The sequence below is a fragment of the Propioniferax innocua genome, from assembly GCF_006716235.1.
Lineage (GTDB): Bacteria > Actinomycetota > Actinomycetes > Propionibacteriales > Propionibacteriaceae > Propioniferax > Propioniferax innocua.
Genome location: NZ_VFOR01000001.1, coordinates 819,569 through 845,912 on the forward strand (window position 1 = coordinate 819,569; position 26,344 = coordinate 845,912).

General features: G+C 65.5%; 28 protein-coding genes and 3 tRNA genes. 15 read left to right on the forward strand and 16 right to left on the reverse strand.

The genetic code is table 11. The features are described from left to right. The first annotated feature begins 13 nt into the window (after window positions 1–13). The 4 genes from FB460_RS03815 to FB460_RS03830 all read left to right on the forward strand — a co-directional run bounded on the left by FB460_RS03815 (window position 14) and on the right by FB460_RS03830 (window position 3,165). The gene (locus tag FB460_RS03815; RefSeq protein WP_142092754.1) at window positions 14–406 is read left to right on the forward strand and encodes an ectoine synthase; all 393 of its coding nucleotides are present in this window, start codon (window positions 14–16) and stop codon (window positions 404–406) included. 155 nt (window positions 407–561) lie between these two features. After that, window positions 562–1,512: an ectoine hydroxylase gene (gene thpD, locus FB460_RS03820; RefSeq protein ID WP_142092755.1), complete on the forward strand. Its 951-nt coding sequence runs from the start codon at window positions 562–564 to the stop codon at window positions 1,510–1,512. A gap of 33 nt (window positions 1,513–1,545) precedes the next feature. Then, a complete protein-coding gene (locus tag FB460_RS03825; protein ID WP_211345816.1) occupies window positions 1,546–2,889 on the forward strand; it encodes an NRAMP family divalent metal transporter in 1,344 nt (447 codons plus the stop codon). A 90-nt stretch (window positions 2,890–2,979) separates the two neighbouring features. Then, window positions 2,980–3,165, forward strand: coding sequence for a tautomerase family protein (locus FB460_RS03830; RefSeq protein ID WP_142092756.1), 186 nt, complete (start codon window positions 2,980–2,982; stop codon window positions 3,163–3,165). Here the strand turns inward: FB460_RS03830 and FB460_RS03835 are convergent. The 5 genes from FB460_RS03835 to orn form a co-directional block, all read right to left on the reverse strand. After that, entirely contained in the window at window positions 3,149–3,661 is a 513-nt protein-coding gene (locus tag FB460_RS03835) for a single-stranded DNA-binding protein (RefSeq protein WP_170209932.1), read from the reverse strand. The genes FB460_RS03830 and FB460_RS03835 overlap by 17 nt on opposite strands. A gap of 177 nt (window positions 3,662–3,838) precedes the next feature. After that, window positions 3,839–5,176 (reverse strand): uridine transporter UriT, encoded by a 1,338-nt coding sequence (uriT, locus tag FB460_RS03840; RefSeq protein WP_142092758.1) that lies wholly within the window; start codon window positions 5,174–5,176, stop codon window positions 3,839–3,841. An 8-nt stretch (window positions 5,177–5,184) separates the two neighbouring features. Next, on the reverse strand, window positions 5,185–5,514 hold the full coding sequence (locus tag FB460_RS13005) for a PfkB family carbohydrate kinase (protein ID WP_170209933.1): 330 nt from the start codon (window positions 5,512–5,514) through the stop codon (window positions 5,185–5,187). Between the two features lie 31 nt (window positions 5,515–5,545). Continuing rightward, the gene (locus FB460_RS03850; RefSeq protein ID WP_142092760.1) at window positions 5,546–6,946 is read right to left on the reverse strand and encodes a PrsW family intramembrane metalloprotease; all 1,401 of its coding nucleotides are present in this window, start codon (window positions 6,944–6,946) and stop codon (window positions 5,546–5,548) included. Window positions 6,947–6,958: 12 nt separating this feature from the next. Then, window positions 6,959–7,576 carry an oligoribonuclease gene (gene orn / locus FB460_RS03855; protein WP_142092761.1) on the reverse strand — a complete coding sequence of 206 codons (618 nt, stop codon included), beginning with the start codon at window positions 7,574–7,576 and terminating at the stop codon, window positions 6,959–6,961. 37 nt (window positions 7,577–7,613) lie between these two features. On the opposite strand from orn, the gene FB460_RS03860 reads away from it, so the two are divergent. Further along, window positions 7,614–7,690: transfer RNA gene (locus FB460_RS03860), tRNA-Arg, on the forward strand. A gap of 21 nt (window positions 7,691–7,711) precedes the next feature. Here the strand turns inward: FB460_RS03860 and FB460_RS03865 are convergent. After that, the gene (locus FB460_RS03865; protein ID WP_142092762.1) at window positions 7,712–9,511 is read right to left on the reverse strand and encodes a BCCT family transporter; all 1,800 of its coding nucleotides are present in this window, start codon (window positions 9,509–9,511) and stop codon (window positions 7,712–7,714) included. Window positions 9,512–9,688: 177 nt separating this feature from the next. Here FB460_RS03865 and FB460_RS03870 point away from each other — a divergent pair. The 5 genes from FB460_RS03870 to FB460_RS03890 all read left to right on the forward strand — a co-directional run bounded on the left by FB460_RS03870 (window position 9,689) and on the right by FB460_RS03890 (window position 12,281). Continuing rightward, window positions 9,689–9,764 (forward strand) — tRNA-His (locus FB460_RS03870). Window positions 9,765–9,909: 145 nt separating this feature from the next. After that, complete coding sequence (locus FB460_RS03875; RefSeq protein WP_142092763.1) at window positions 9,910–10,368, forward strand: MarR family winged helix-turn-helix transcriptional regulator; 459 nt, start codon at window positions 9,910–9,912, stop codon at window positions 10,366–10,368. A 281-nt stretch (window positions 10,369–10,649) separates the two neighbouring features. Continuing rightward, on the forward strand, window positions 10,650–10,832 hold the full coding sequence (locus FB460_RS03880) for a hypothetical protein (RefSeq protein ID WP_142092764.1): 183 nt from the start codon (window positions 10,650–10,652) through the stop codon (window positions 10,830–10,832). Between the two features lie 31 nt (window positions 10,833–10,863). Next, window positions 10,864–11,379: a macro domain-containing protein gene (locus FB460_RS03885; protein ID WP_142092765.1), complete on the forward strand. Its 516-nt coding sequence runs from the start codon at window positions 10,864–10,866 to the stop codon at window positions 11,377–11,379. A gap of 62 nt (window positions 11,380–11,441) precedes the next feature. Further along, window positions 11,442–12,281: an HpcH/HpaI aldolase family protein gene (locus tag FB460_RS03890; RefSeq protein ID WP_142092766.1), complete on the forward strand. Its 840-nt coding sequence runs from the start codon at window positions 11,442–11,444 to the stop codon at window positions 12,279–12,281. Between the two features lie 24 nt (window positions 12,282–12,305). Here the strand turns inward: FB460_RS03890 and FB460_RS03895 are convergent, their stop codons facing one another. From FB460_RS03895 to FB460_RS03915, 5 genes are all read right to left on the reverse strand, one after another. Then, complete coding sequence (locus FB460_RS03895; RefSeq protein ID WP_142093347.1) at window positions 12,306–13,055, reverse strand: succinate dehydrogenase/fumarate reductase iron-sulfur subunit; 750 nt, start codon at window positions 13,053–13,055, stop codon at window positions 12,306–12,308. 5 nt (window positions 13,056–13,060) lie between these two features. Further along, window positions 13,061–15,007: a fumarate reductase/succinate dehydrogenase flavoprotein subunit gene (locus FB460_RS03900; RefSeq protein WP_142093348.1), complete on the reverse strand. Its 1,947-nt coding sequence runs from the start codon at window positions 15,005–15,007 to the stop codon at window positions 13,061–13,063. Window positions 15,008–15,105: 98 nt separating this feature from the next. Continuing rightward, the gene (locus FB460_RS03905) at window positions 15,106–15,855 is read right to left on the reverse strand and encodes a succinate dehydrogenase cytochrome b subunit (protein ID WP_142092767.1); all 750 of its coding nucleotides are present in this window, start codon (window positions 15,853–15,855) and stop codon (window positions 15,106–15,108) included. Between the two features lie 203 nt (window positions 15,856–16,058). Further along, the gene (locus FB460_RS03910; RefSeq protein ID WP_211345817.1) at window positions 16,059–17,549 is read right to left on the reverse strand and encodes a metallophosphoesterase; all 1,491 of its coding nucleotides are present in this window, start codon (window positions 17,547–17,549) and stop codon (window positions 16,059–16,061) included. Window positions 17,550–17,637: 88 nt separating this feature from the next. Further along, window positions 17,638–19,527: a propionyl-CoA synthetase gene (locus tag FB460_RS03915; protein WP_142092768.1), complete on the reverse strand. Its 1,890-nt coding sequence runs from the start codon at window positions 19,525–19,527 to the stop codon at window positions 17,638–17,640. A gap of 268 nt (window positions 19,528–19,795) precedes the next feature. On the opposite strand from FB460_RS03915, the gene FB460_RS03920 reads away from it, so the two are divergent. Continuing rightward, the gene (locus FB460_RS03920; RefSeq protein WP_246044289.1) at window positions 19,796–20,953 is read left to right on the forward strand and encodes a Mur ligase family protein; all 1,158 of its coding nucleotides are present in this window, start codon (window positions 19,796–19,798) and stop codon (window positions 20,951–20,953) included. Continuing rightward, the gene (locus FB460_RS03925) at window positions 20,950–21,663 is read left to right on the forward strand and encodes a type 1 glutamine amidotransferase (protein ID WP_142092770.1); all 714 of its coding nucleotides are present in this window, start codon (window positions 20,950–20,952) and stop codon (window positions 21,661–21,663) included. The genes FB460_RS03920 and FB460_RS03925 overlap by 4 nt, the downstream gene beginning before the upstream one ends. Window positions 21,664–21,667: 4 nt before the next feature. On the opposite strand, the gene FB460_RS03930 is transcribed toward FB460_RS03925, so the two are convergent. Together FB460_RS03930 and FB460_RS03935 are read right to left on the reverse strand one after the other, a co-directional pair. Beyond that, a complete protein-coding gene (locus FB460_RS03930; RefSeq protein WP_142092771.1) occupies window positions 21,668–21,895 on the reverse strand; it encodes a hypothetical protein in 228 nt (75 codons plus the stop codon). Window positions 21,896–22,036: 141 nt separating this feature from the next. Next, window positions 22,037–22,747 carry a maleylpyruvate isomerase family mycothiol-dependent enzyme gene (locus FB460_RS03935; protein WP_142092772.1) on the reverse strand — a complete coding sequence of 237 codons (711 nt, stop codon included), beginning with the start codon at window positions 22,745–22,747 and terminating at the stop codon, window positions 22,037–22,039. A 131-nt stretch (window positions 22,748–22,878) separates the two neighbouring features. Here FB460_RS03935 and FB460_RS03940 point away from each other — a divergent pair, with 131 nt between their 5' ends. Beyond that, complete coding sequence (locus FB460_RS03940) at window positions 22,879–23,571, forward strand: hypothetical protein (RefSeq protein WP_142092773.1); 693 nt, start codon at window positions 22,879–22,881, stop codon at window positions 23,569–23,571. 140 nt (window positions 23,572–23,711) lie between these two features. After that, window positions 23,712–23,783 (forward strand) — tRNA-Lys (locus FB460_RS03945). Window positions 23,784–23,851: 68 nt separating this feature from the next. On the opposite strand, the gene FB460_RS03950 is transcribed toward FB460_RS03945, so the two are convergent. Next, window positions 23,852–24,544, reverse strand: coding sequence for an MFS transporter (locus FB460_RS03950; protein ID WP_170209934.1), 693 nt, complete (start codon window positions 24,542–24,544; stop codon window positions 23,852–23,854). 95 nt (window positions 24,545–24,639) lie between these two features. Between FB460_RS03950 and FB460_RS03955 the strand changes: the two genes are divergently transcribed. Next, window positions 24,640–25,266, forward strand: a complete 627-nt coding sequence (locus FB460_RS03955) for a TetR/AcrR family transcriptional regulator (RefSeq protein WP_142092775.1) — start codon at window positions 24,640–24,642, stop codon at window positions 25,264–25,266. A 66-nt stretch (window positions 25,267–25,332) separates the two neighbouring features. Here FB460_RS03955 and FB460_RS03960 read toward each other — a convergent pair whose 3' ends face one another. Together FB460_RS03960 and FB460_RS03965 are read right to left on the reverse strand one after the other, a co-directional pair. Then, entirely contained in the window at window positions 25,333–25,851 is a 519-nt protein-coding gene (locus FB460_RS03960; RefSeq protein WP_142092776.1) for a class I SAM-dependent methyltransferase, read from the reverse strand. Window positions 25,852–25,930: 79 nt separating this feature from the next. Then, entirely contained in the window at window positions 25,931–26,299 is a 369-nt protein-coding gene (locus FB460_RS03965) for a winged helix-turn-helix transcriptional regulator (protein WP_142092777.1), read from the reverse strand. Window positions 26,300–26,344 lie beyond the last annotated feature (45 nt).

Consider the following 26,344-nt stretch of genomic DNA (forward strand, 5'->3'; position numbering starts at 1 on the left):
AAAGGACCTGACCATGAAGGTGATCCACCTCGACGAACTCAACGGCACCGACGCGGACGTGGAGCACGGCAACTGGCGCAGCCGTCGTCTGGTGCTCGCGAAGGACGGCGTCGGATTCTCGTTCCACGACACCCACCTCAAGGCGGGCACCACCAACGACTTCTGGTACGCCAACCACATCGAGTGCGTGTACGTGTACGCCGGCAAGGGCACCCTGGTGAACCGCGAGAACGGTGACCGCTTCGAGCTCAAGCCCGGAACGATGTACCTGCTCGACGAGCACGACAAGCACACCGTGATCGTGGAGGAGGACATCCACTGCGCCTGCACCTTCAACCCGCCGGTCACCGGCCGTGAGGTGCACGACGAGAACGGCGTCTACCCGCTGCTCACCGAGGACGACTGACCGACGACACCACCGTTCCCCGACCTCATAAGCGGTCGGCGCCGACCCAAGGGCTCCTCGCGAACGTGAGGAGCCCTTGATCGTCGCCCGAGACGATCCTTCCGACACGACAACGATCCCTGAGAGGAGAATCCATCAGTACGCAGCAGGACCAGATGCAGCCTCAGCCCGACCTTGGCCATCCCGCGGACCTCTACCCGACTCGCGTGGACGCCGCCCGAGTGATCCCGCGTCGCGAAGCGGTCGTGTGGGGGTCCTCGTCGAACGGACCGCTCACAAACGATGAGCTGGCCCACTACGACAGGACCGGATACCTGCAGATCCCCGAGCTCGTCACAGCCGACGAGGTGGAGGCGATGCGCGCCGAATTGCACCGGCTCTCCTGTGACCCGAAGGTCTTGGCCGATGAACGCACCATCGCCGAGGGCGGTCGGGCACCGACCGATTCGGGCGAGATCACCGTGCGGTCGATCTTCCAGATCCACGAGAGCAACGACCTTTTCGCAGCGATCGCACATGACTCGCGCGTCGTCGAGCGAGCGCGCCAGGTTCTGGGCTCGGATGTGTACATCCACCAAAGCCGTGTGAACTTCAAACCGGGCTTCAAGGGGAAAGATTTCTTCTGGCATTCGGACTTCGAGACCTGGCACGCCGAGGACGGCATGCCGCTCCCTCGCGCTGTGAGCATCTCGATCTCCCTGACCGACAATCACACCTTCAACGGTCCGCTGATGATCATGCCGGGGTCACACCGCGAGTTCGTCTCCTGCGTTGGCGCCACGCCTGTGAACCATCACCGCGAGTCGCTGGTGATGCAGGGTGTGGGAACCCCCGCCCCGGAGACACTGCGCACCTTCGCGGACCGTTACGGCATCGCTGTCCTCACCGGGGCCTCCGGCGGCGCGACGATGTTCGACTCCAACTGCATGCATGCCTCCAACGGAAATGTGACGCCGTTCTCCCGGTCAAACCTGTTCCTGGTGTTCAACTCGATGGAAAACGTCTGCGGTGAGCCCTTCGCGGCCCCGGCCCGACGCCCCGAGCACCTGGCCACGAGGAATCCGCACCCGGTGATCCCACGGCCGTCCGAGGAGCAGACACGCTGAGGCCATGGCGCATCTGCTGTTACTTTGTGCGCCATGATCGACGATGCTCCGGTGGCCGACACCCCTGAGGGCCACGCCACGCGCGCTGTCGCCGAGCCTCCGCTCAGCGGCAGCGCGCCCAGTAAGCCACCTGTGCAGCACGCCAGCACCTGGCGCACCAAGGCCGCCGCGCTCGGTCCGGGGATCATGGCCGCATCGGCGGCCATCGGCGGTTCCCATCTGGTCTCGTCGACGCAGGCCGGCGCCATCTACGGATGGCAGCTGGTCGGTGTGATCGTGCTGGCCCTGGTGTTGAAATACCCCTTCTTCCGATTCGCTCCCCAATACACAGCCGAAACCGGCACCACCGTCGTCGAAGGTTACGCCCGCAAGGGCAAGGCCTACCTGTGGATCTTCTTCATCCTCTGCACGGTGTCATCGGTGATCTCCGCCGCTGGCGTGGGTCTGTTATGCACGGTGATCCTCGGGTTCCTGCTGCCCGCAAGTCTCTCCGGCGCCGGAGCGCTCCTCACCGGAATCGTCATGGTGGTCGTGTGGCTCCTGCTCGTGGCAGGCCGTTTCCACGCCCTCGACGTGGTCTCCAAGGTCATCGTCGCCTCTCTGGCCGTCACCACAGTGATCGCCGCCACCTTGGCCGCGGCAAAGGGTCCGGCCATGGCCGCGGACTTCGTGGGCCCTTCCCCCTGGAACGTCGCCAGCCTCGCGTTCATCGTGGCACTGGTGGGCTGGATGCCCGCACCGATCGAGATCGCCGCGATCAACTCGTTGTGGGTCACCGCCAAGCAGCGCACCACGAGCAGTTCGACCCGCGATGTGATCTTCGATTTCAACGTCGGCTTCATCACCTCCGGCGTTCTCGCGCTGGTATTCGTCGGGCTGGGTTTCTTCGTGCAGTTCGGCACCGGGGTCGAGGTCGCCCAACAGGGCGGCAAGTACATCCCTCAGCTGATGTCGATGTACGGCCAGGCCATCGGACAGTGGGCGATCCCCATGATGGCTTTCATCGCCTTCGCAACGATGTTCGGGACGACCATTTCGGTGGTGGACGGCTACGCGCGTGCCTGCGCCGAATCGATCCGTCTGATCCGCGGTCAGGCCCAGCTCAGTCAGCGTTCGGTGCTGTGGTGGATCACCGGCATCACGGCGGTGTCCCTCGCCATCATGCTCTGGATGAATGCCGAGATGGCCGCCATGCTCCGGTTCTCGATGATCAGTGCCTTCGTCACCGCACCCGTCTTCGCATGGCTCAACTACTCGCTGGTGCGCAAGAACAAGTCGGTGACCCCGATGCTCCACGTGTTGGCGATCCTCGGCATCATCTTCTTGACCGCATTCACGCTCCTGTTCCTCGCCTCCCTCATGGGGCTGCTGGGCTGAGGCATGGCCCTGACAGACTGCCTGCACGCAGCCTGTCAGCAACAGGACCCGTCAGAAGACGGGACAAGAAACGACGACAAGGAGGGCATCATGCCGATCATCAATGTGACCTTGATCGAAGGTCGCTCGGACGAGGCCATCGAGGGCTTCATGAAGGACGTCGCCCGCACCGCAAGCGAGTCGCTCAATGCGCCACTCGACTCGGTCCGGGTGATCGTTCAGCAGGTTCCGCCGAGCCGCTTCGCCGTGGGAGACAAGCTCAAGAGCGAGACGTGAGCAACTCCCCCACGTTCTGATCAACCACTGGTTGATCAGATTCCTGCTGCTCGTCCTCCCGCTGGTCAGCATGGCCTTCATGGTCGGTGGCTCCCCCCGCGTCCTGTGCTGCCTCGGCCGCCCCGTGCGCGGTTGATAGCTCGTCCTTGACGGGCGGGAGCACGCTGACCAAGCAGCGCGTCAGGTTGGGGCCCACGGCATCGGCCATGATGACCTGGGTCGATCGGGCGACGCCGTTCCTGTCCGCCCATTCCTCAAAGCGCCACTGGCCGGTCACCAGCACCGGGTCTCCGCTGCGGAGGCTCCCAACGTTACGAGCGAGTTTTCCGTAGCAGCGGACGGTGAGCCAGATCGTCTCGCCATCGACCCATTCGCCATCACGGCGAAGACGCGGTGTGTGGGCCATGCGGAATCGGGCGTACTCGACACCGGTATGGGTACGAAAGCGTTCAGGGTCTGTGCCGAGATGTCCGGTCACGGTGACGGTGGCGACCATGGTCGTGTTCTCCTTCGCTCGAGGGGCTGTGCCCTCCACCATGGAAGGCCCTGCCCCGGATCGAACCGCTCGGCCCCGCGCCTGTGGACGGTACTTCGATCTACGGCGCACCTGTGGAGAACTCATGACAAGGGCCTCCGCCGTCGGGGGAACGGCAGAGGCCCGGCTCGCGTGGGATCAGGCCACGATCTGCTCCTCGGCGCTCTCATCGGCCGATTCTGGCGGCTTCGGAATGAGGAATGACACGGCAAGGGCCAGCAGCATGAGGACAGCACCGGACAGAATGCCTGCCCGGTATCCCGCAGCCGCCCCGCTGGACTGCGCGACAACGGTGTTGATCGCGAACAGGATGGCAAAACTGAGCCCGGCACCGAGGTTGAATGCACCGGAGTTCATACCCGGCAGGTACCCCTGGTTGTCCTTGGGGCTCAGCACCACACCGAGTCCGTTGAGCATGATGTTGCAGACGCCCGCATAGGTGATGCCGATGACGATCGAGATGACGAGTAGAGCAACAGGCGTGAGGCTCTCGGTGAGCAGTGCGGTCACGACCAAGCCGACGAACGACAGCACCAGACCGCCCTGGAGCACCCGGATGAACCCGAACTTCGCTGCGAGCTGCCCGGCGACGGGGCCCATCACAAGCCCTGCGATCGCATAGGGCGTCAGCGTCCAGAACGAGACCACATCGGCCCCCAACCTCACGCCGAGTTCGGCATCCTGCGCAAGGTTCGGAACGAGTCCGTTCATCACCGCGAACACACCGGTCATGGTCAGCAAGGTGGTGCTCAACAGCCCCCACGTACGACGCTGCCGCATATAGGTGGTCGACACCAGAGGATGCTCAGCACGCTCCTCGACCTTCCAGAACACCACGAAGGCGACGATGGCGACCAGGATGAGAACCCCCACCAACGGCCAGTTGGCATCGGCCAGCTTGCCCGCCTCGTTGAACGAGAAGTAGAGCCCGGCCAGCACCAGCACCAAGAAGAACACGCCCACCCAGTCCATGGGCATGCGCTCCTCCGAGCGTGATTCGAGGGCACCGCCCAGCACCGCAAGGATGGCGATCACACAAACGATGGCCATGGCCCAGAACACCGAGCGGAAACCCCAGTTTCCGGCCAGCCAACCACCGGCCAGGGCGTCGACGCCGGCGATACCACCGTTGACCGCCGTCAGCACGGCCATCAGCTTGGCGTAGCGTTTGGGGTCGGGCACTTGGACGTGCAGCATGATCAGGGCCATCGGCACAATCGGTCCAGCGATGCCCTGGATGACGCGTCCCACACCGAGGATGGCCACGTTGGGGGCAAGAGCCGCGACCACACAGCCGATGGTGGTGCCGCCCAGAGCGAGCAGCAGGATCTTCTTCCGTCCGACGAGATCGCCCCATCGCGGGAGGAACAGCGAAAACAATGCGGCCGAGGCGAAGAACGCCGTCTGGGTGACTCCGATCTGCGCATCAGTGGTGTCGAGCTGTTCACGCATCGTCGCCAGTGCCGGCGACAGCATCGAAGCATTCAGCTGGAACGCGAAGATGGCGGCGAGCAGCCCTCCGAGGCTCCGGGGTGGGCCAGCACCTTCCTGGCCAGCGCATGGCCGGCCTCACACGAAGCCACCAGGTCACGTGTGCGAAGCCATGATGTCAGGAACCCACCGTTGAAGGCGTCCCCCGCTCCTGTCATGTCACGCACATCGGTGCTCGGCACGACCGGCACGGTGGCCACCGCCTCGGCGCCGCGGAAGATCCGGGTCGCCTCCTTGCCCGCCCTGGCGAGCAGAACCACCTCCGGCAGGTCGTTCAAGAACTCCCCCGGGCCGGCGCCTGCTGCATCGATGAGATCGAGCATCCGGGATTCGTCGGCGTTCGCCGAGATGAAATCAGGCCGACGGCGGCTTCCACGACGGGTCGACCGGCGTGTACTGCGGCCCGCCGAGTGGAGCGGGGCCACTCCATGCCGCCGTCGCAGGTGTGGAGTGGACCGGGCGGCCCTGTGCCTTGCGCGCTCGACGCCGATCACTCCAACGTTTCCATGGATAGCTCGTGTGCGGCCATGGGGCGACGATCGCCCGCGCCCGGAGATCGACCGCACGCGCCAGAAGCGCCCGTTCGCGCAGATGACCAGCGTCATCCACGAGCCCCCGGAGCATGGAATCGCGCAGATACGCGAGCTCGATGAGCGTGTGCTGCATGCGCACCGTGGCGATCAGTCGTCCACCCCAGAACGCCTGCCAGAAGGCATACATGCGGGAGAACACCTCGGAGCTGGCCTTCACTTCGGAGGCCGGCAGCCAGCCGGCCTTTTCGAAGTCACCGAGTCGAGCAGCGATGATGCGCTTCTGGAACCAGATCTGCTTGCAGGTCAGCAGCACCACGAGAGCCACCAATGGGTAGGCGACGAACACCAGAAGCGCAGAGAGACTGGCCCCATGCGCCACCACCGTGGCCATGCCATTGAAGAGCATGTGGAGCAGAGCCGCCGACAGAAAACCAGCCACCGGCGCGATGACACGCACCGTCTTGGAGCGTGTCCGCAGAGCTATGGCGAGCCCGATACCCATCATGGCGGTGAAGAGCGGGTGCGCGAACCACGACATCAGCCCACGCATCTTGAAGATCTCCCAAAGCGCCTTGTCCGGCGTGATCCCGGGATTCTGTGCCGCGAACAGCAACGCCCTGGCGTAGTACAGGATGTTCTCGACGAAGGCGAATCCGGCACCGGAGAGACCAGCGAGACTGACACCGGAGAACAGGCCGATCCAGCGGTTGCGCATCGCCATGGCGACCCAGAACAACACCGTTCCCTTGGTGGCCTCCTCGACGAACGGGGCAACGAAGATCGCCGGACGAGCCTGCGCAGCGGGGTTCAACTGCCCTGTGACGTTGAGGTGGCCAGCCATCCACGTGTTGATCTCATAGGACAGTGGGGTTGCCACGAAGGCCCCCCAACCAAGAGCCAGCACCCACACCCAAACACGGTGGGGACGCCAACGATCGGCCCAGATGCAGAGCAGCGCGGTCGGAACCGCACTGATTGCGGCCCATTTCGCAGCGCGACGGATGATCTCGGTGTCGAGATCCATCGCGACCTCCGCCCGCAGAGGGAAGTCCGTGGCCATCAACGCCCACATGTACAAGGCGCCCACGATGACGATGAGCGTCACCGCGGCGAGGAACCAGAACTCGAACGAGCCCACCACACGATTCAGCGGGGTCTGCCTTCGCAGCCCCGGAAGGCCATTGGCCGCGAGTCTGCGGTCAGTCGTCGCGTCAGACGTCATGAGGGCCTCGGCTCACTCTCCCAGCCCGGTCAGCGCACCACGATGCTTCGCGGCGATCTCCCGGCAGGCGTCGGTGCTGGGTCCAGGTTCGGGAACGAGAAGGATCTCACGGTAATAGCGGAGCTCCTCGATGGATTCCTGGATATCGGCCAGCGCCCGATGATTTCCGCCCTTCTCCGGCGAGTTGAAGTAGACACGCGGGAACCAGCGTCGAGCCAGCTCCTTGACGCTGGAGACATCGACATTCCGGTAGTGCACGTGCCCCTCCAACGTGGGCATGTACTTGGCCAGGAAGGCACGGTCGGTTCCGATCGTATTGCCGGCCAAGGGTGCCTTGCGCTCATCGGGAACGTACTCACGGACATACTCCAGAACGCGACTCTCCGCGTCCTCCATGGACATCCCGTCGGCGAGTTCCTCCAACAGGCCCGACTTGGTGTGCATATCCCGAACGAAGTCCCCCATACGCTCGAGCGCCTCATCACTGGGCTTGATGAGAACGTCAACGCCCTCGCCCAGCACGTTGAGTTGGCCGTCGGTCACGAGAGCGGCCACCTCGATGAGGGCATCCCCACCGTCCAGGTCGAGGCCGGTCATCTCACAGTCGATCCACACGAGCTCGTCAGTCACCCGGCCAGCCTAGACGATCGCTAGACTATGCCTCTCAGCCTCCATAGCTCAGCTGGATAGAGCAGCGGCCTTCTAATCCGCAGGTCCCGGGTTCGAATCCTGGTGGGGGCGCCACGCCACGACAGCATCCAGGCGTCAGTCCTGACGCGGCCCCTGCTGGAGGCGTCGACGCCACGTCGGATCCGAGCGCTGAAGGCGGTAATCGATACGGTCGTCGACCTTGGGGCCGAGCGTGTCATCGAAGTCCTCGGTGAGGTGCTCTGTGACCTCTTCACGCACCTGACGGCCACGTTCACGCTCTGCCTCGCGTTCGTTCTCCTGAACGATCCCACGCAGGACCTTTATCACCGCGACAGCCATGGCTGCCAACACGAGGCTGAACGGCAACGCCGTGGCGATCGCCCCGGCCTGGAGCGCCCCAAGGCCACCGGCCAGCAGCAATGCGATGGCCACCGCGCCTTCCATCACGGCCCACAGCACCCGGCTCCACGTGGGTGGATTCGGATGCCCGCCCGAGGCGAGCATGTCGACCACCAGCGAACCCGAGTCGGACGAGGTGATGAAGAACACCGCCACCAAGATGATCGCGATCACTGCGAAGAGACTGCCGAGAGGCAGCTCCGAAAGGGTCTCGAACAAAGCCGCCGGAGCATCAACCTTCCCTTCACTGACGAGCCCCTTCTCACCGAAGAATTCGCGATGGATCGCCGTACCGCCCAGCGCCGAGAACCACACCACGGCCACGGCCATGGGCACCAGAAGTGAGCCGATGATGAATTCGCGCACGGTACGCCCGCGCGAGATGCGGGCGATGAACACACCAACGAAGGGCGCCCACGACATCCACCAGCCCCAGTAGAAGATCGACCACGAGCCCTGCCACTCCATCGCGGCGCCAGTGGCGAACATCGAGGTGTCGAAGGTCAGCCCGAACCAGTTGCCGAGGTAGACGCCCAGGCCCTCAACGGCGAGCCGCACGATGAACAGCGTCGGACCGAACACGATGACACACAGCAGCAGGAAACCGGCAAGGCCGATGTTCACATCCGACAGAATCTTGATGCCCTTGCCGACACCCGACACCACCGAGATCGTGGCCAGCGCGGTGATCACCACGATGAGCCCGATCATCAGCGGCGTTCCCGGATCGTCCACCACGCCCAGATACGCCAGCCCTGACGTGATCTGCTCGACGCCCAGACCCAACGAGGTGGCCACACCGAACACGGTTCCGATCACGGCCAGAACGTCGATCGCATCCCCGATCACGCCCTTCACCCGGTCACCGAGCAGCGGTTCGAGTGCCCAACGAATGGAGACCGGCCGGTTGCGCCGGTGGATGGCCAGAGCCAGCGAGAGGCCGATCACCGCATAGATCGCCCAGGGGTGGACACCCCAGTGCACGAAGGTCTGCGCCATGGCCGTGTGGATCATCGACCTCTCATCCGAAGCGGTACCGGGCTTCGGATCGACCGTGGCGAACGTGAGCGGCTCGGCCACACCATAGAAGACGAGGCCGATCCCCATGCCGGCGGCGAAGAGCATCGCGAACCACGAGATGAGACTGAACTCCGCCTCATCGCCCGGTCTGCCGATGAAAACCCGACCCAGCGGGCTGAATCCCACAATCAGCGCGACGATCACGAACGCGCCCACCAGCAGGATGTACAGCCACGAGAAGTGCGTGACGATGAAGGTCTGGACTCCCGTCAACACATCACCGGTCCCACTGGGGAAGATCATGGCCAGCAGCGTCACGGTAACGACGATGGCCAGTGCGGGCCAGAACACGAAGGTGGCCACACCTCCCATGCCCAAACGCACACCATGGGCACGGAGCTGTTCGGTGGCACGCTCATCCTCGCTCTGCCCAGGGGTGCCACCTTCGCCGATCGGCTGGTCCAGCAGATCGTCCCGCGAAGCGCCCCCACTCATCCTTTCGTCCTCAGTGAACTGACTCGACACGATGTCCTCCGGGTCGGTTTCTGATTACCTTGTGACCCTAAGGCACATCGCGTGACATGGGTAACACTCCCCGATTCGGACGACTCGTCTCACGATTCGCCCCACGCGCAAAGAGGCGCTAGTATTACGTGGTCGCTCAGCGACATGGTGGGTGTAGCTCAGCTGGTAGAGCACCTGGTTGTGGTCCAGGTGGCCGCGGGTTCGAGTCCCGTCACTCACCCCAACATCCGGGGTTGTGCATTCACACGAATGACACAACCCCGGATTTTTTCACCCCCGCCCCGAATCCCTCCACGCCATCAGCGCTAGAATATATACAACTAGTTACATATAGCCGGGTATCGGCACACGCGAGAGGGCAGCGTCGGATGCAAGACATCACCACCGAACAGGCAACATTCGCCGGCGTCCTCCTTCTCGCCAACCGCATGCAGACGCACTTCGACGCCCAGATCGAGGAGCTGACCCTGAAGCAGTGGTTGGCGCTCACCATCATGGCCCACCTGCCGCAACCGATCAGCTCCACAGCACTGGTCGCCAAGGCCCTGGACACCAGCCACCAGAACGCCACCAAGCTCGTCACAGCCCTCGCCCAGAAAGGGTTCATCGAGCTGGCCCCCTCCCCCGCCGACGGCCGCGCCAAACAGGCCTCCCTCACCCCGCGGGCCGACGACTACTTCACCACCCATTCCGACTTCGGCGAGCAGACCTTGGCTCACCTCTTCGCCGATGTCACGCCCGACGATCTCGAAGCCTGCCTGCGCACCCTCCGGGCCATGTCCGCCGCGATCACCGATGAGCCACTGACACCGGAGTCAACAACATGAGAAACCGCATCGCCGCCACCACATCCATCGTCTTCTCTCTGCTGGCCCCCCGACCTCGCTCATGGACCGCTGGGCCGCAACCGGCCTGCTGGCTGTGGCTGCCACCGGAGGCGTCGTCGCACTCAGGGGACGACATCCTTCCCAGTGTTCGTCCTCCACGACTTCGAGTTCGTCCGCATGCGCGGCACCGCGTTCGACATCACCATCGATGGACGCCAGCTGGCCCCGGCCACTTTCCCGGTGCCCTTCCCCATGCAGGGCCAGAATCGCAGCTTCGTCAAGTGCGGACCGAGCCGGGAACCGACCGCTTCACTGAAGATGGCATCCAGTACCTCTTCGACGGTGACGCTCTCGAACGCATCCTCGTCGAGCAGACCGAGATCGTGTTCGCCCCCGCGCTGGATCTCACCACCCACGATGAGCGGCCCCTACCGGGTGACAGTCGACGGGCCCCGCTCGACTGACGCCCTCGTCCGCGGCGTTAGCGTGGCGTCCATGACCATCATCGACGCCATCTGTGGCGACATCACCGAGAGCACCTTCGACGCCATCGTCAACGCCGCCAACTCGGGGCTGCTCGGAGGTGGCGGTGTCGACGGAGCGATCCACAGGGCTGCCGGCCCCGAATTCCTCGCTCACTGCAAGGAACTCAAGAAGCACTATCCCGAAGGCTTCCCCGTGGGCGCCGCCGCTGCACTGCCGGGCTGTGACCTGCCCGCCACGTGGGTGATCCAGACCGTGGGCCCCAACCGGCACGCCGGCCAGACCGATCCAGCCGACCTCGCCGCATGCTTCTCCCGGTCTCTCACCGAGGCGGCCCGCGTCGGCGCGAAGACCATCGCCTTCCCCGCCATCAGCGCAGGCGTCTACGGCTGGGCCCCCGCCGAGGTGGCGTCGGTGGCCGTCGCCGCAGTGCGTTCCTCACCCGACCTCGAGGCTTTCACCCATGTGCGCTTCGTGCTGTTCTCCGACGAACTGGCCCAGATCTTCACCGAAGCCCTGACCGACTGATGCGCCGATAGCCTGAGAGCAGCGCTCACAACGACGCGAGGACCGAGCTCCAGGAGATGACCATGGCACTGCGCATCACGACGACACCGAATCGGTTCAAGCAGCGTCTGGCGGCCGGCGAACAGCTCATCGGCCTGTGGTCCGTACTGGGCGACGGGTATGCCGCCGAACTGTTGGCCGGGTGCGGCTACGACTGGCTCCTCATCGACGGTGAACACGGCCCCAACGACCTGCGCACCGTGCTGGCCCAGATGCAGGGCATCGCGGCGGCGACGCTCTCGATCGACCCCGCACTCCGTGACGAGGTCTCCCAGCCGGTGGTCCGCATCTCACACGGCAGCCCCGCGCTCATCAAGCAGGTGCTCGAGCTCGGCGTCCGCAACCTGATGGTGCCGATGGTCGAATCGGCCGCCGAAGCCCGCGAACTGGTCCGTGCCGTGCGCTACCCACCCGAGGGCATCCGCGGCATGGGGGCGGGTCTGGCTCGCTCCGCGAACTGGGGCCGTGCCACCGACTACTTGACGCACGCCAACGAGAACATCTGCCTGATCGTGCAGGTGGAGTCACGCGCCGGTATCAAGGAAGCCACAGCCATCGCAGAGGTCGACGGCGTCGACTCGGTGTTCTTCGGCCTCGCCGATCTTGCCGGAGACATGGGGCTTGACGGCGACATGAACCACCCCGAGGTGGTGTCAGTGGTGAAGAGGACCGCCGCCGAGGTCCGTGCCCTGGGCAAGCCCACCGGCATGCTGACGCTCGACCCCTCACAGGCCGAGATGTGGATGGCCGAGGGCATGACCTTCTGCGGCGTCGGCGTCGACACCAGTCTGCTCATCCAGGGCGCGGACGCCCTGCTCCAGCGGCTGCGCCCAGACACCCTGCCCGGGCACGTCTCCTACTGAGGCCGCCCCACTGAGGCCGCCGTATCAGTCGGCCCGACCGCGGAACAGCCCCCGCAGACCCTCGCGGTGAACGGCGGCCACGGCTTCGAGTGGAATCCCCGCCGGACACACCGTGACGCACTCGCCGTAGGTGCTGCACGGCCCGAATTCGGCATCGAGCTCGTTCAACACGGCGTGTCCTCGCTCACCGCGCTGCATCTTCCCATGAGGGATGAGCGCGAGGTGGGCGAGCTTGGCGCCGGCGAACAGATGGGCCGCACCGTTGGGGCAGGCCGCGACGCAGGCCCCACAACCGATGCACGCGGCGAAGTCCAGGGCGACCTCAGCATCGTCATGCCCGACGAGCAGATCATCGGCGTCGGGCGCAGTGCCCGCTGCCACGTCGACGGTGCCGCCGGCCTCGATGACCCGGTCCATCGCCGACCGGTCGACGACCAGATCCCGAATCACCGGGAACGCCGCGCTGCGCAAGGGTTCGATCCGCAACCGGGAGATGTTTCCGAAGGCACGCAGGTGCTGTCGGCACGACGGAGTGTTGGGCACCGGGCCATGCGGCCTGTCATCGACGGTGACGCCGCACGCCCCACAGACCCCCTCACGGCAATCGGACTCGAAGGCGATCGGTTCGATCCCCTGCTCGGCCAACTGGTCGTTGAGACGGTCAAGAAGCTCCAAAAGACTCATCTCGGGAGTCGCATCCTCCACGACATGCGTTTCGAACGCCCCCCGATCCTCGGGGCCCTCCTGCCGCCAGATCTCGATCTCAACCCGCATGGTGCTCATCGGTAATCCCTCGTCTGCAACGGAACGGTCTCGAACGTCAACGGCTCCACGTGGCGGATGTGCCTGCCCTCTGCGGTGGTCTCCCAGGCCGACACGAAACACCATTCATCGTCGTTGCGCTGTGCTTCACCCTCGGGCGTCGCGAACTCCTCCCGGAAGTGCGCGCCACACGATTCAGTGCGATCCAACGCATCGGTCACCATGAGCTCTGCCAGCTCGATGAAATCGGCCACCCGCCCGGCGCGCTCCAACTCCTGGTTGAGCCGATCGCCGCTTCCTGCCACGTGAACGTCTTGCCAGAACTCCTCCTTCAGCTCCGCCAACTCGGTGAGGGCCGTGCGCAACGTGGCGTCCGAACGGGAGACTCCACAGCCGCGGTAGAGGATCTCACCCAAGCGTCGGTGGAAGGTGGCCGGGCGCGTTCCCGTCTCGTTCTGCATCAGGCGGTCGATGCGGCCTCGCACGGCGTCGAGCGCTTCGACGGCCTCGGGGGCATCATGCGCCAGAGGGGCCTCACGCGAAACACCTGCCAGATAGTTCGGCACCGACAGCGGGAGGGTGAACCAGCCGTCCACGCAGGCGCTGAGCAGGGAGTTGGCTCCCAGCCTGTTGGCTCCGTGGTAATTGTTCCCGGCCTCACCGCCCACGAACAGACCATCGACGGAAGTCATCTGGTCGTAGTCGGACCACAGGCCACCCATGGTGAAGTGGGCCCCCGGCGCAATACGCATCGGCACCGTGTAAGGGTCCTCCCCCGTGGCGTCGTGGTACATCTCGAACAGGTTTCCGTAACGCTCTGCGATGACATCGCGGCCGAGCCGTTCGATCGCGTCACGGAAATCCAGGTACACCGAATTCTTCAGGGGGCCGACACCGCGGCCGGCCTCGATCTCGGTGCGCGCGGCCCGCGAGGCGATGTCGCGTGGAGTGAGGTTCCCGTAGGCCGGGTAGCGGCGTTCCAGGTAGTAGTCACGCTCGGCCTCGGGGATGTCACCGGGTGGACGCTTCTCGTCAGGATCCTTCGGCACCCAGATCCGCCCGTCATTGCGCAACGATTCACTCATCAGCGTCGTCTTCGACTGCCAGTGCGACGAGACGGGCAGCGCCGTGGGGTGGAACTGCACATAGGAGGGAGTCGCGAAATAGGCGCCCCGCCGATGTGCACGCCACGTGGCCGTGGCGTTGGAGTTCATGGCGAGCGTCGAATGGAAGTACACCGAACCGTAACCGCCGGTGGCCAGAACCACCGCATGCCCGGTGTGGACACCGAGTTCCCCGGTCCGAAGATCGCGTGTGACGATGCCCTGAGCTCGCCCGTCGGCGACGATCAGGTCAAGCATCTCCGTGCGGGTGTGCAGTGTGACAGAGCCGCGATGCACCTGCCGCAGCAGTGCCTGGGCAGCCGCGACCTGCAGCTGCTGCCCGGTCTGGCCGCGCGTGTAATAGGTACGCGACACCTGCACGCCGCCGAAGGACCGTGTCGCCAACTGCCCACCGTATTCGCGCGCGAACGGCGCACCGATGGCCTGCATGTGATCGATGACCCGCACCGATTCCTCCGCCAGACGCGCCACATCGGCCTCCCGCCCACGGAAGTCGCCGCCCTTGACGGTGTCGGTGATGAACCGGCGCAGGGAATCACCATCGATCTTGCGGGCCCTGGCGGCGTTGATGCCGCCCTGCGCAGCCACACTGTGCGCACGCCGTGGGGCGTCATGGAAGGTGAAGCACTCCACGTGGTAACCGAGCTCGGCCAGCGCTGCGGCAGCCCCCGATCCGGCAAGACCGGTTCCCACCACGATCACCGTGTACTTGCGACGATTCGCCGGGTTGACGAGGCGGTACTCGGCCCGCCTGCGGTCCCAAGCGGTCAGGGCGTCTCCTTCGGGGACTCGGGCATCGAGCTTCGGCACGCGCCGTGCCGAAACCAGCGCCTTCCCCATGCCCGCACTCTCCGGATCAAGAACTGCACGTGCTGCCGCGGCCCCTGTTTTGGTTCCGGACGCTGACGTGATGGCGTCCTTCACGCGCTGACGGAGGCTCATGAGATCACTCCTACGAGAACAAGAACGGGGATGAGGGCGTTGCCCAACACGACGGCCAACGCCAGGGCGCCACCGACAACGGCCCAGATCTTGCGCAGTCGGCGCCCGGTCGCGCCGAAGTCCTGCATCAGCGTCCGCACACCATGCTCGATGTGGAAGGCCACCACGAGCATGATGACCACATAGAAAACAGCCATCCATGGCCGCGAGAAACTTGCGACCAGATTGGCGTACGCGTGGACCGTTCCGTCGGGGTCGGCGTGCTGGTGTCCCGACGCGGCCACCCCGGCGCCCAGCGTGAGGTCGAGGATGTGGACCACCACGAAGACGGCGATCGCCAGACCACCGGGCAGCATCCACGATGCCGTGCGCGCGGAGAACGTCGCGGGACGTCGACGGCGATGTGGGCCGCGGGCGCGGCGTCCGCGCAGCCACAGGGTGATCGCGGCCCACATGTGCGCGAGCAACGAGACCGAAAGGACCACTCGCAGCGCCCACAACACTCCCTGATGCGGGATGAGCGGGTAGCCGACCCTCCGCAACCACGTGGCGTACGAGTCCAGCGACTCGGCACCGAAGTAGACCTTGAGGTTGCCGATCATGTGCACGAACACGAACCCCACGAAGATGACTCCGGTGACGGCCATCACCTGCTTGAGGACGAACGTGGACGGGCGGGGACGCGCAGCCGCCCCTGCCCCGGGCTGATGCGCCCCGGACCGCTTTCCCGCATCAACGACAGCCATGGCACACATCCTACTACGGCACGTCGGAGACCTGTGGGGTGAGTAGCCCGTAGCTCGCATTTGCAGGCCGTTGAGCGACTCAGGAGGGAAATGTTCCCTCCTGAGTCGCCCAGAACGAACCAAATGCGAAGCGCTGATGAAGAGCGTTCACTCCACCGGTCGGTGCAGCATCGCATGCATGGCGTACAGCGCCTGGCGGCCGTTCAGCAGCGGATCACCATGTTCCGCGAATCCACGGTCCCCGAGCCGAGAGCCGGCGACAGACCGAACTGGGTCCACCGCGTTCGCATCGCCCAATCATGGGCCTCCGCCCCCATGTTGTGACGGAAATTCACCATGATTCCATCGTCGAAGAACCTCAGATGTGTGGCCCCCGTCGGCCAGCTCTTCGCGGCGGGGGTCTCCAGGAACACCGCCTCGGTGGCCACATCGGGCCTGTTGTGGCGCGAACGGTGGGTGTGCCCGGCCATCACCAGGGCGACACCGGGGGTCTGTTCCACCAACCGCTGAAACTTCATCGCGTCGCGACGGTTGAGCACGAACGCAGGCGTCCCCGGATTGGTGAACGCCGCCTCGTTGGTGACCGGGTGATGGAGCATGACCACCGTTCGCCTCGTGGGCTCGCTGCGCAAGATGTCACCGAGTTCATCCATCTGGTCGGATGCGATGGCTCCTCCACTGCTGTCGAGCGTGGTCGAATCGACCCCGACGACACGGCCACCACTGTCGAGTTCCTCGACCCATGGTCGCTGCCGCTCTCCGAAATGCTCCCCGAAGCAGTCCCGATAATCACGTCCCTCATCACGTGCGGCACTCGAGAGCGCACCTTCGGGCGGTGTGTAGGTGGAGCATTCGGCGTACCGGGCATCCTGATCGGCCCGGTGCGGACGATCATGATTGCCGCGGGTCACCCGCCAGCGCCCGGGGAACGTGTCGAGCAGTTCCCTGGCTCGACGCACCTCCTCCGGGCGAGCTTCGGAGGTGAGGTCACCGTTGACGAACAGGCGGGAGGCGCCGGCCCGGCGTGCACCCTCGATCACTGCAGCCAACGCCACCTCCGGATACGGCCGGGCCCCTTCGGGCACTCGTGCCGGCGGCGGGAACTCCCCCACCAGCACACCATCGACCGTTTCACCGATGTGCACATCGTTGGCAACGACGATGGTCTCGAGCAGCTCCCCTGGAAGCCTCGGCAAGGTGCGCACCACACGCCGGGACTCCTCGATCAAGTGGTGGGTCGGCTTGGCTCGAGCGCCCTCGGAGTCGGCTTCGAAACAGTAGTCGGTGTCGGGTTCCAGTCCCTCCACGGTGAGCAGGTGGAAGGCCGCCTCACCGAGCGAGTGGACCTCGCGGACCGCTTCGGGCCGAACCGTCCGGAGATCGGAGCCCGCCGACTTCGGCCAGACCCGCAGCCGCCCGTTCGTCGGCACACCGACGGGCCGCCCCTCCTCCAGGCGCAGCGCATCCCACGTGGCCCAGCACACCGTGAGGCTGTCTTCGGTGACAGTCATCACCTGCAGGTCCGCCGCACGGAAGCGTCCATGGTGGTTGTGTCCGATCGAGGATGTCGAGACCGGCGAGGTCGAGCCCGCCGCAGCCGCGGGCCTTCCCGCCACACCGGCCCCGATCCCTCCGAGCGCGATTCCTCCACCGATGATCAGACCGGCGCGCAACACATCCCGTCTCGTACCCATGGGCGACATGATCGGAGGATCCATCAACAGCAGGCCGACTCCACGGTGTCGAGGAGATTGCAAGAAGACGAACAGGCGGTAACCCGCGTCATGACTCCCGCTGGCCGCTCAACACCCCGCGCAGGTTCTCGATGACCTGCGGATCCTCGATCGTGGAGGGCACGCTCCCCTGGCCGCCGTCGGCGATCTCCCGCATGGTCTTGCGCAGGATCTTGCCTGAACGTGTCTTGGGCAGGGCGTCGACCACATCGATGCGCCGCAGGGCCGCCACTGCCCCGATCTCGTCACGCACGGCCTGCACCAGCTCGGCGATCACCTCATCCGCAGAGCTGTCGACACCCGACTTGAGCACGACGAAGCCCCGCGGGATCTGGCCCTTCAAGGCATCCGCGACACCGATGACGGCACTTTCGGCCACCGCCGGATGGGACGCGAGGACCTGCTCCATCGAGCCGGTGGAGAGCCGATGTCCGGCCACGTTGATGACGTCATCGGTCCGCCCCATGACGAACACGTACCCGTCCTCGTCGATGTAGCCACCGTCACCGGTGAGATAGAAGCCCGGGTAGGTGTCGAGGTAGGAGCGCACGTAACGATCCTCATCACCCCAGATCCCGGCGAGCGTTCCCGGTGGCATCGGCAGACGGATCGCGATCGCCCCCTCGGACCCCGCGGGCACATCTGCCCCTTCGGGATCGAGCACCCGTACGTCGTAGCCGGGCACCGGAACCGTGGGTGATCCGGGTTTCACCGGCATGGGTTCCATACCGCGCATATTGGAGGCGATCGGCCAGCCGGTTTCGGTCTGCCACCAGTTGTCGATCACGGGGACAGCGAGCTTGTCGGCGGCCCACTCGTACGTATCGGGGTCCAGTCGCTCCCCGGCCAGGAAGAGCGTCTTCAACGACGAGAGGTCATACTCTCCCACCAGCTCACCTCCGGGATCGACCTTGCGGATCGCGCGCATCGCGGTCGGCGCGGTGAACAGTGCACGGACGCCATGCTCGGAGACGACGCGCCAGAACGCCCCGGCGTCGGGGGTCCCGACGGGTTTGCCTTCGAACAGCACCGTGGTGGCGCCCGCCAGAAGTGGCCCGTAAACGATGAACGAGTGCCCTACCACCCAGCCGACGTCCGATGCGGTGAACAGCACCTGACCGGGGCCGACATCGTAGATCTCCTCCATGGCGAAGCACATCGCCACTGCATGCCCACCGTTGTCGCGGACGACGCCCTTGGGCTTCCCCGTCGTTCCGGAGGTGTAGAGGATGTACAGCGGATCGGTGGCGGCCACGGGCACGGGGTCGACCGGAACGGCCTCATCCATGGCGTGAGCGAAATCAAGGTCCCGTCCCTCGGTGAGGTCGGCCACCGCCTGCTCGCGCTGCACGATCATGCAGGCCTCGGGTTTGTGTTCAGCAAGATCCAGTGCGCGGTCGAGCATCGGTTTGTATTCGATGATGCGCTGGCCCTCGAGCCCACACGATGCCGACAACACCACCTTGGGCCGGGCGTCGTCGATGCGCACAGCCAGCTCGGCCGGCGCGAAGCCACCGAAGACCACCGAATGCACTGCGCCGAGACGTGCGGTGGCGAGCATGGCCATCACCGCTTCGGGGATCATCGGCATGTAGATGACGACGCGATCACCGGCTTCGACCCCCAGGGCTCGCAGCGCTCCGGCGAGTTTGGCGACCCGATCACGCAGCGCGGTGTAGGTGAAGGTCTCGCGGGCGCCGGTGATGGCGGAATGATGGATGAGCGCAGCCTGCTCACCTCGCCCGGCCGCGACGTGGCGGTCCAACGCATTGTGGCAGGTGTTGAGGACCCCGTCGGGGAACCATCGGAAGATCGGATCGCGGCTGCGGTCGAGTACGCGTGTGGGCTTGGTGTCCCATTCCACGCGTTCGGCCTGACGCCCCCAGTAGCCCTCGGGGTCAGACAGGGAGTTGCGGTGCTGCTCGGCGTAGGTGCCCATCGTTGCGCTCCTGAAGATCGTGTCGGATCCTATGTTTCCACGGTATCCCTCGTGCCCGGCACGCGGGAGCATTCCGCCCCGGATTCCCGATGACGGTGCCAGAATGGACGCCATGTCCTCTGCCGAACTCGACCGCCGCGCCACCCCTGCCAGGTTCACCCGCGCCGAAACATTGCGGCTACAGACCGCCCACGCCGCCGGTTCCGCCGCAGCGTTGGCGTCACGTCTCGCCCGGCGCGGCTCAGGGGCCAGCATCCGGGGCAAGGTCATGGAGCGTCTCGACCCACGTTCGCTGGAGAAGCTGTTGCAGGGCCGCCGCATCGCGATGGTGTCCGGCACCAACGGCAAGACCACGACGACCCACCTGCTGGCCGCGGCTCTTCGTGCAGGGCTGGGTGCGGCGGCGGACCGGCTCGTGACCAATGCCGATGGCGCCAACCTGCACTACGGCATCGCCTCGGCCCTCGGCCAGAAGCCGGATGCCGACATCGCCGTGCTCGAGACCGACGAGCGCGTCGTCGCCGACGTGGTGCGCATGGGCCGCCCCGAGGTGATGGTGCTGCTGAACTTCTCCCGCGACCAGCTCGACAGGCACCACGAGATCACCTCGATGGGGCGCGCCTGGCGTGATGCCCTCGAAGCCGCCGGTGCCGATGGCCCGGTCGTGGTGGCCTCCGCCGAGGAACCCCTGATCGTGTGGGCGTGCCGCGGTGCCCGCAAGGTGATCTGGGTGGATACCCAGAGCGTCTGGAACGCCGACTCGGCGCTGTGCCCCGAATGCGGCGCCCGCATCGAGCGCGTTGAAGCCGACACCGACTCCTCGACGCCGGGCCGCTGGTGGTGCACCGGCTGTTCCCTGGCCAAGCCGACACCGACGTGGCGGGTCAGCAATGAGGTGATCGTCGATCCCGAGGGCACGATCTGGCACCCCAAGTTGCAGGTGCCCGGCCAGTTCAACGTGTCGAACGCCGCCTGTGCGCTCGCCGCTGCGGATCTGATGGGCGTGGGCACCTCCGATGCCATCCGCGGCATGCGCACCGTCACCTCACCGGCCGGGCGCTTCGCCACCGCCACCTTCGGCGATACCGAGGCCCGTCTGATGCTGGCCAAAAACCCAGCCGGCTGGGCCGAGGCCCTGCCGATCCTGACCTGTGATGACGTGGTGCTCGCCATCGATTCGGTCGCCGCCGACGGCAAGGACGTCTCGTGGTTGTGGGATGTGCAGTTCGAACAGCTCGTAGGCAAGAACGTGGTGGTCACCGGCCCACGATGCGGTGACCTGTCGGTCCGGCTCCTGTACGCCGGTGTCGAGCACCGCGTCCAGCCTGACCTGTCCCAGGCGATGCGGATGCACAGCGGTCGCATCGACGTGCTCTCCACCTACACCCCGTTCCAGAAGCTCCGGAAGTTGGGAGGGCTCGCATGAGTCTTGAGATCGTACTCGTCTACCAGTCGCTGCTCGGCATCTACGGCGATCAGGGCAACGCGATGGTCCTTGCCAAGCGGGCCGAATGGCGTGACATCGACGTCCGGCTCACCCAGGTGGAACCGGGCGACGAGCTGCCCACCGACGGCGACATCTTTGTGATCGGCGGCGGCGAGGACGGCGCCCAGACCTCCGCGGTGGAAGCCCTGCGCGCCGACGGGAACATCTACCGCGCCGTGGATGCCGGAGCCGTGGTGTTCGGCGTCTGTGCCGGCTACCAGATCTTGGGCAACAGCTTCGGCGTCGGTTCTGATGATGAGCCGCGCCAAGGGCTGGGTTTGCTCGACATCACGTCCGAGCGTGGTCCCGAGCGGGCTGTCGGCGAGATCCTCACGCGGTGGAACGGTCGCACCGGTGACGACGCCTGGCTCACCGGTTTCGAGAACCACAGCGGATACACCCGTCTCGGCGCCGACGCTGAACCCCTGGCGACCGTGGAGGTCGGCGTCGGCAATGGGTTCGATGGCACCGAGGGTGCGGTACAGGGACGCGTCATCGGCACCTATCCGCACGGCCCTGTGCTGGCACGCAACCCCGCGCTTGCGGACCATCTGCTGGAGATGGCGTTGGGAACGGAGCTGGATCGTCTCGAGTCCCCGGAGCACGACATCCTGCGTCAACAGAGATTGGCCGCAGTGCGCACATCATGATGCGTCAGCCGCGCATCTCCTGTTCATGCTCATCGAAGTTGCTCGGCTCCTCTTCTGATTCGTCTCGCTTGACCAGGATGTTGCGGGCGACGTTGTGGTATCCGAAGCCGTCCAACAGCTGAGCGGCTTCCTCATCGCGGAGGTTGTAAGCACGAGCGAGCAGACGCACGTTCTCGGTGTAGTGAGCATGAAGCTGACTCACGCCGTTCAGGAAATTGATTCGTTCAGACATGCTTCCTCCATCCTCCCCGCCCTGTGGTCGGCGGAATATCTGATTCTTCCTCGATCACGTGGTCTCCCATGATGCTAGGCCGACGCCCCAAGCCCCGATCGTCCTGCCATGCGGCCATCACCACTTGGCCAGGGCATGTGGTCAGGCGAAGGCGGGTGGGACCGGCAGCTCACCATCGCTCCGAACACCATCGGTGATGCCACGTGTGAGCCAGGCGAGGATGGCGTCGCGCCCGCCACGGACCTGCGTCGTTCCATCACCGATGACGTGGTGTTCGCCCTCGTCGGTGTCGATGGCCAACCCCGGCCAGTCATCACGGCCCTGCAGGCGCACGACCGCCAGATCGAGAGCGTCCTCCAACGCGTCCATGTCAGCCTCGTCGAGCCCCCACAGGGTGCGCAGGTCGAGGTGGTGCACCAGGACCTCGCTGATGCGGTAGGCGGGAATGGCGTAGGCGCTGATCTCACCGAGCGGGCCGGTGACCATCGGCGCGGCCAGATCCTTGGCGCAGAGCTTCTCGGCCGCGTCGATGAACATGGCGTTCGCTTCGCGCAGGGTCTTCTTGAGCTCTTCGGCCGACAGCGCTGCGAGCTCTTCGATCTCGGTATCGCGTGCCTCTCGCGAGGCGTACATCGGCTGTTCCCGTCCGGTGACGGCCCACTGCGCCAGGCGCGTCAGTGCGCGAGCGTTGCCGATGAGATGCCCCACGACATGGGCACGTGTCCACCCCATGACGAGTGCGGGTTCGGCCAGCTCGTCTTTGTGCAGGCTGTCGACGGCGGCCATGACCATGTCAGTCTCACGGCGGAGCCGGTTCAGGTCACCGGGCATGTGGATGGCTGCCTTGTCCATGTCTTGATTCTGCAGGATCGTCGACGCCGGGTGACGCCGGGGCACCTGGACATGCGTGACAGAAATGTCGACACGTCAGTACGCTGATAACCGGACGGCATCGCCGGCCCTGACCAGAAAGGCCAAGAATCATGCCCAATACCCAGATCGGCATCATCGTTGGCGTCGCCATCGTCGTCATCCTGATCATCATCGGTGTGTCAGTGATGCTGCGCGGCCGCAAGAAGAACGCGAACCGGCAGGAAGCCGCCGCGCTGCGTGAAGACATCCACAGCGACGAAGGCAGCTTGCTCCACAAGGAGGAGGCAGCCGCCGAGGCCGAACGCGAAGCCAAGAAGGCCCGCGCCGAGGCCGATGAGAAGGCTGCTCGTGCCGAAAAACTCGAGATGGAGGCCCGAGGGCGTTCCGAGCACGCGCAGGAAAGCCGCTCGGACCACGACAGGCGAGTCCGTGAAGCCGACCGACTCGACCCGGACATCAAGACCGACAAGCAGGGCAACCGCCTCGAGAATGAGGACGAATCACGCGATTCCGATCGCGCTGGGGTCGACACCGGCGACTTCGGCGCCCAAGGCGACGAGCCTCGCGCCGTCTCCGGCGCCACCGCCTACGAGGAGACCCGGGAGACCCCCGCACAGGAGGCTCCCGCACAGGCCTCCCAGCAACCGGAGCAGGACGCGGGAAGTCAGGAGCAGTACGGACAGCCCGCGTCCTATGGCGACCAGGCCCAGTACGGAGATCAGGCCTCCTACGGGGACCAGACCTCCTACGGGGACCAGACCTCCTACGGGGACCAGCCTCAATACGGCGACCAGCAGCGCTGATCCTCTCCCCCACGCATGACCTGAGCGGCCGGCCTCGATCGAGACCGGCCGCTCAGCTTGTCACGAGGGGCTGAATGCAGAGGAGTCAACGCGGCGATTTGCGCCAGCCTTTCCTTGACCCGTATAGTCATTCCTTGCGCGCACCGCTAGCTCAACGGCAGAGCAGCTGACTCTTAATCAGCGGGTTCAGGGTTCGAATCCCTGGCGGTGTACGAGTTGCCCTCCGGCCCATCGGGCCGGGGGGCTTTTGCTTTCCTGCCACTCGACCAGCACGCGGAGGTCAGCGCCCGAAGCGCTGGCATGCGGCCTGCCGAGTGGTTCCCAGTGCGGCCCCAATGGTGGCCCAGGATTCTCCATCATTTCGCGCCGCAGCCACGGCGTCGCGCAGCTCGACGTTCGCCTGCTCGACAGCTTCACGGGCACGGACGATACGGCGGAAGTTCGTGGCGTCGCGCAGCTCGATGCCAACAGGGACGTGCGCAGGATTCTTGTGCAGGGTCTCGGTTGTCATATGCCATCTCACTCTAGCGTCGGGGAAGGAGTCCCCAACGATCGCGGGCAGGAACACGTGTGCGGCGGTGAAACCTGCCGCGGCGATCGTGTTGAGAATCAGGAGCTGCCAGAAGTCCTGGGAGAACGCGGCGACGACACCCCAGATGCCCCAGATGCCCGCGGCGAAGCCGAGCACTGCCCGGCGGCTGAAGTACCGGGTGAGGAACACCCATACCGGTCCGGAGACGACGCTGATCAGCCGCCCCGCAGCGATCAGGATCCCCAGGGCGCTGGTGGAGAGGCCAAGGGACGCCTGGATGACGGGGAAGAGCCCGCTGACGATGCCGTTCTCCGCGGAATCGGCGACCATCGCGCCTGAGATGAGAGCGACGTTGCGTTTGCGGTGCGGGGCTCCGGCGGCAGAAGGTGCTCCGTCGGTGGACCCGGGCGATGTGGCGGTGGCGGCAGGGGAGCTGCTCATGTTCACTCCTTCGTGAAGACGCGCAGGAGGCGCGCGATACCGGAGCATCGTCATCTAGTAGCTGCTAGATAGTCAAGCTGTGAAAGGATGACGAGATGACTCAGGCCGTCTCCCCACGCACCCGTACCCGGTTGCCGAAGGAAGTCCGCCGGCGCAACATCCTCGAAGCCGCCGTCGACGTCTTTGGGCGCTCGGGGTACCGCGATGGCTCACTCCAGGAGATCGCGGACCAGGCGGGGATGACTGTGCCTGGCCTGCTCCACTACTTCCCCTCCAAGGTGGATCTTCTGCTGGCCACACTCATGGAACGCGAACGAGCACAGCGCGAAGCGTTTGCCGCAGACGGCGGCCGCTCGACCTTCGCGCTGGGTCGAGCCGTCCTGCGCAGGAACCTGGAGCAACCCGGCATCATGCGTCTGCGCATGACCCTCACCGCCGAGGCCACGGCACCCGACCATCCTGCACATCCGCACATGAGTCAGCGCTACCGGGAGACGACGGAGACCTTCACCGCATCCCTGCGCGAGGACGTCACCGCGGGGAGGATCGGGCCCTCCGTGTCCGCCCCAGCAATCGCCCCGGCACTGATCGCCGTGATGGACGGCCTACAGATGCAGTACCTGCTCGATGAACACTTCGATCTGCTCGCCGCATACGAGGCCGGCACCGTTGGCCTCCTGCAGATGACAGCAGCACAGCTGGAGGCCTGCCGAGCTCGGTAGCAGCAGCCCCCAATCCCCGGCTACGCTCTGCGATAGCGCGGCCCGGATCCGTCGGGGAAGTCAGTTTCAGTCCACCTGAGCACCGGCACCTCCCCCGGCCGCGTCCGGAGTGTGTACCGCCCTCAGCAGGTACTGAGCACTATCGCGCGACTCGATGATGTCACGGAATCCGACGGATCTGAACATCCTCGCCAGCCCCCTCGGAGGCCCGCCCGACGGCGGGCTGAACCCGCACACCACTGGAGCCCCGGGACGCAGCACGCGTTGGAGCTCCCGCAGGCCCGCTCGTGGATCTGGCCAGAAGTGGAGGTTATCGGTCATCATCGCCGCATCGATGCTTGCGTCCGACAAAGGCAGGGCAGCGGCCGCGCCCCGGTGCAACACGATGCGCCCTTCAGCGATGGCCGCAGCATTGCGTCGTCCGGCGTGGCGATGCATGAGCAACGAGGGATCGACGCCGATCACCTGACCCTCCGGAACCCGCTCGGCCAGAGCCGCCAGTCCGAGCCCGGGCCCGAATCCGATCTCCAGCACTCGAGAGGACGGGTTCTCGATCGCCAGCAGCTCTACGGCGCTGCGCGCCATCGTCCCCCGGTCGCCGCCATCAGTCGAGCGCCCTGCTCCCCAGCTGGCCCGGAGGGGACCACAAACATGTCGACCATAGTCATCGCCTCGCCGTCTCAGCAGAGCCGGAGGTCACGGTGAACGCCGTCGTCGGCGCCGCGATCCCCCACTCGTACATCGCGTCGAGCACCGGGCGCAGGCTCCAGCCCAAATCGGTGAGTTCGTACACCACGCGCGGCGGGATTTCCGCGTAGGAGGTGCGCGTCACCATGCCCCGCGCCTCGAACATGCGCAGACGATCCGTGAGGGTATGCGCACTGATCCCCGGCAGTGCCGCACGCAGCTCTCCGAAGCGCTGCGGCCCATGCATCAGCTCACGGACGATCAGCGTTCCCCACGGCCCAGGGAAGAGCATCAGGAAGCGCTCCACCCCGCACTCCGGCAGATCAGGCTCGACGAATCCAGTCATACTTCCTCCATTAGTGCAGTTGACGTAACCAGTGCTACGCATGCA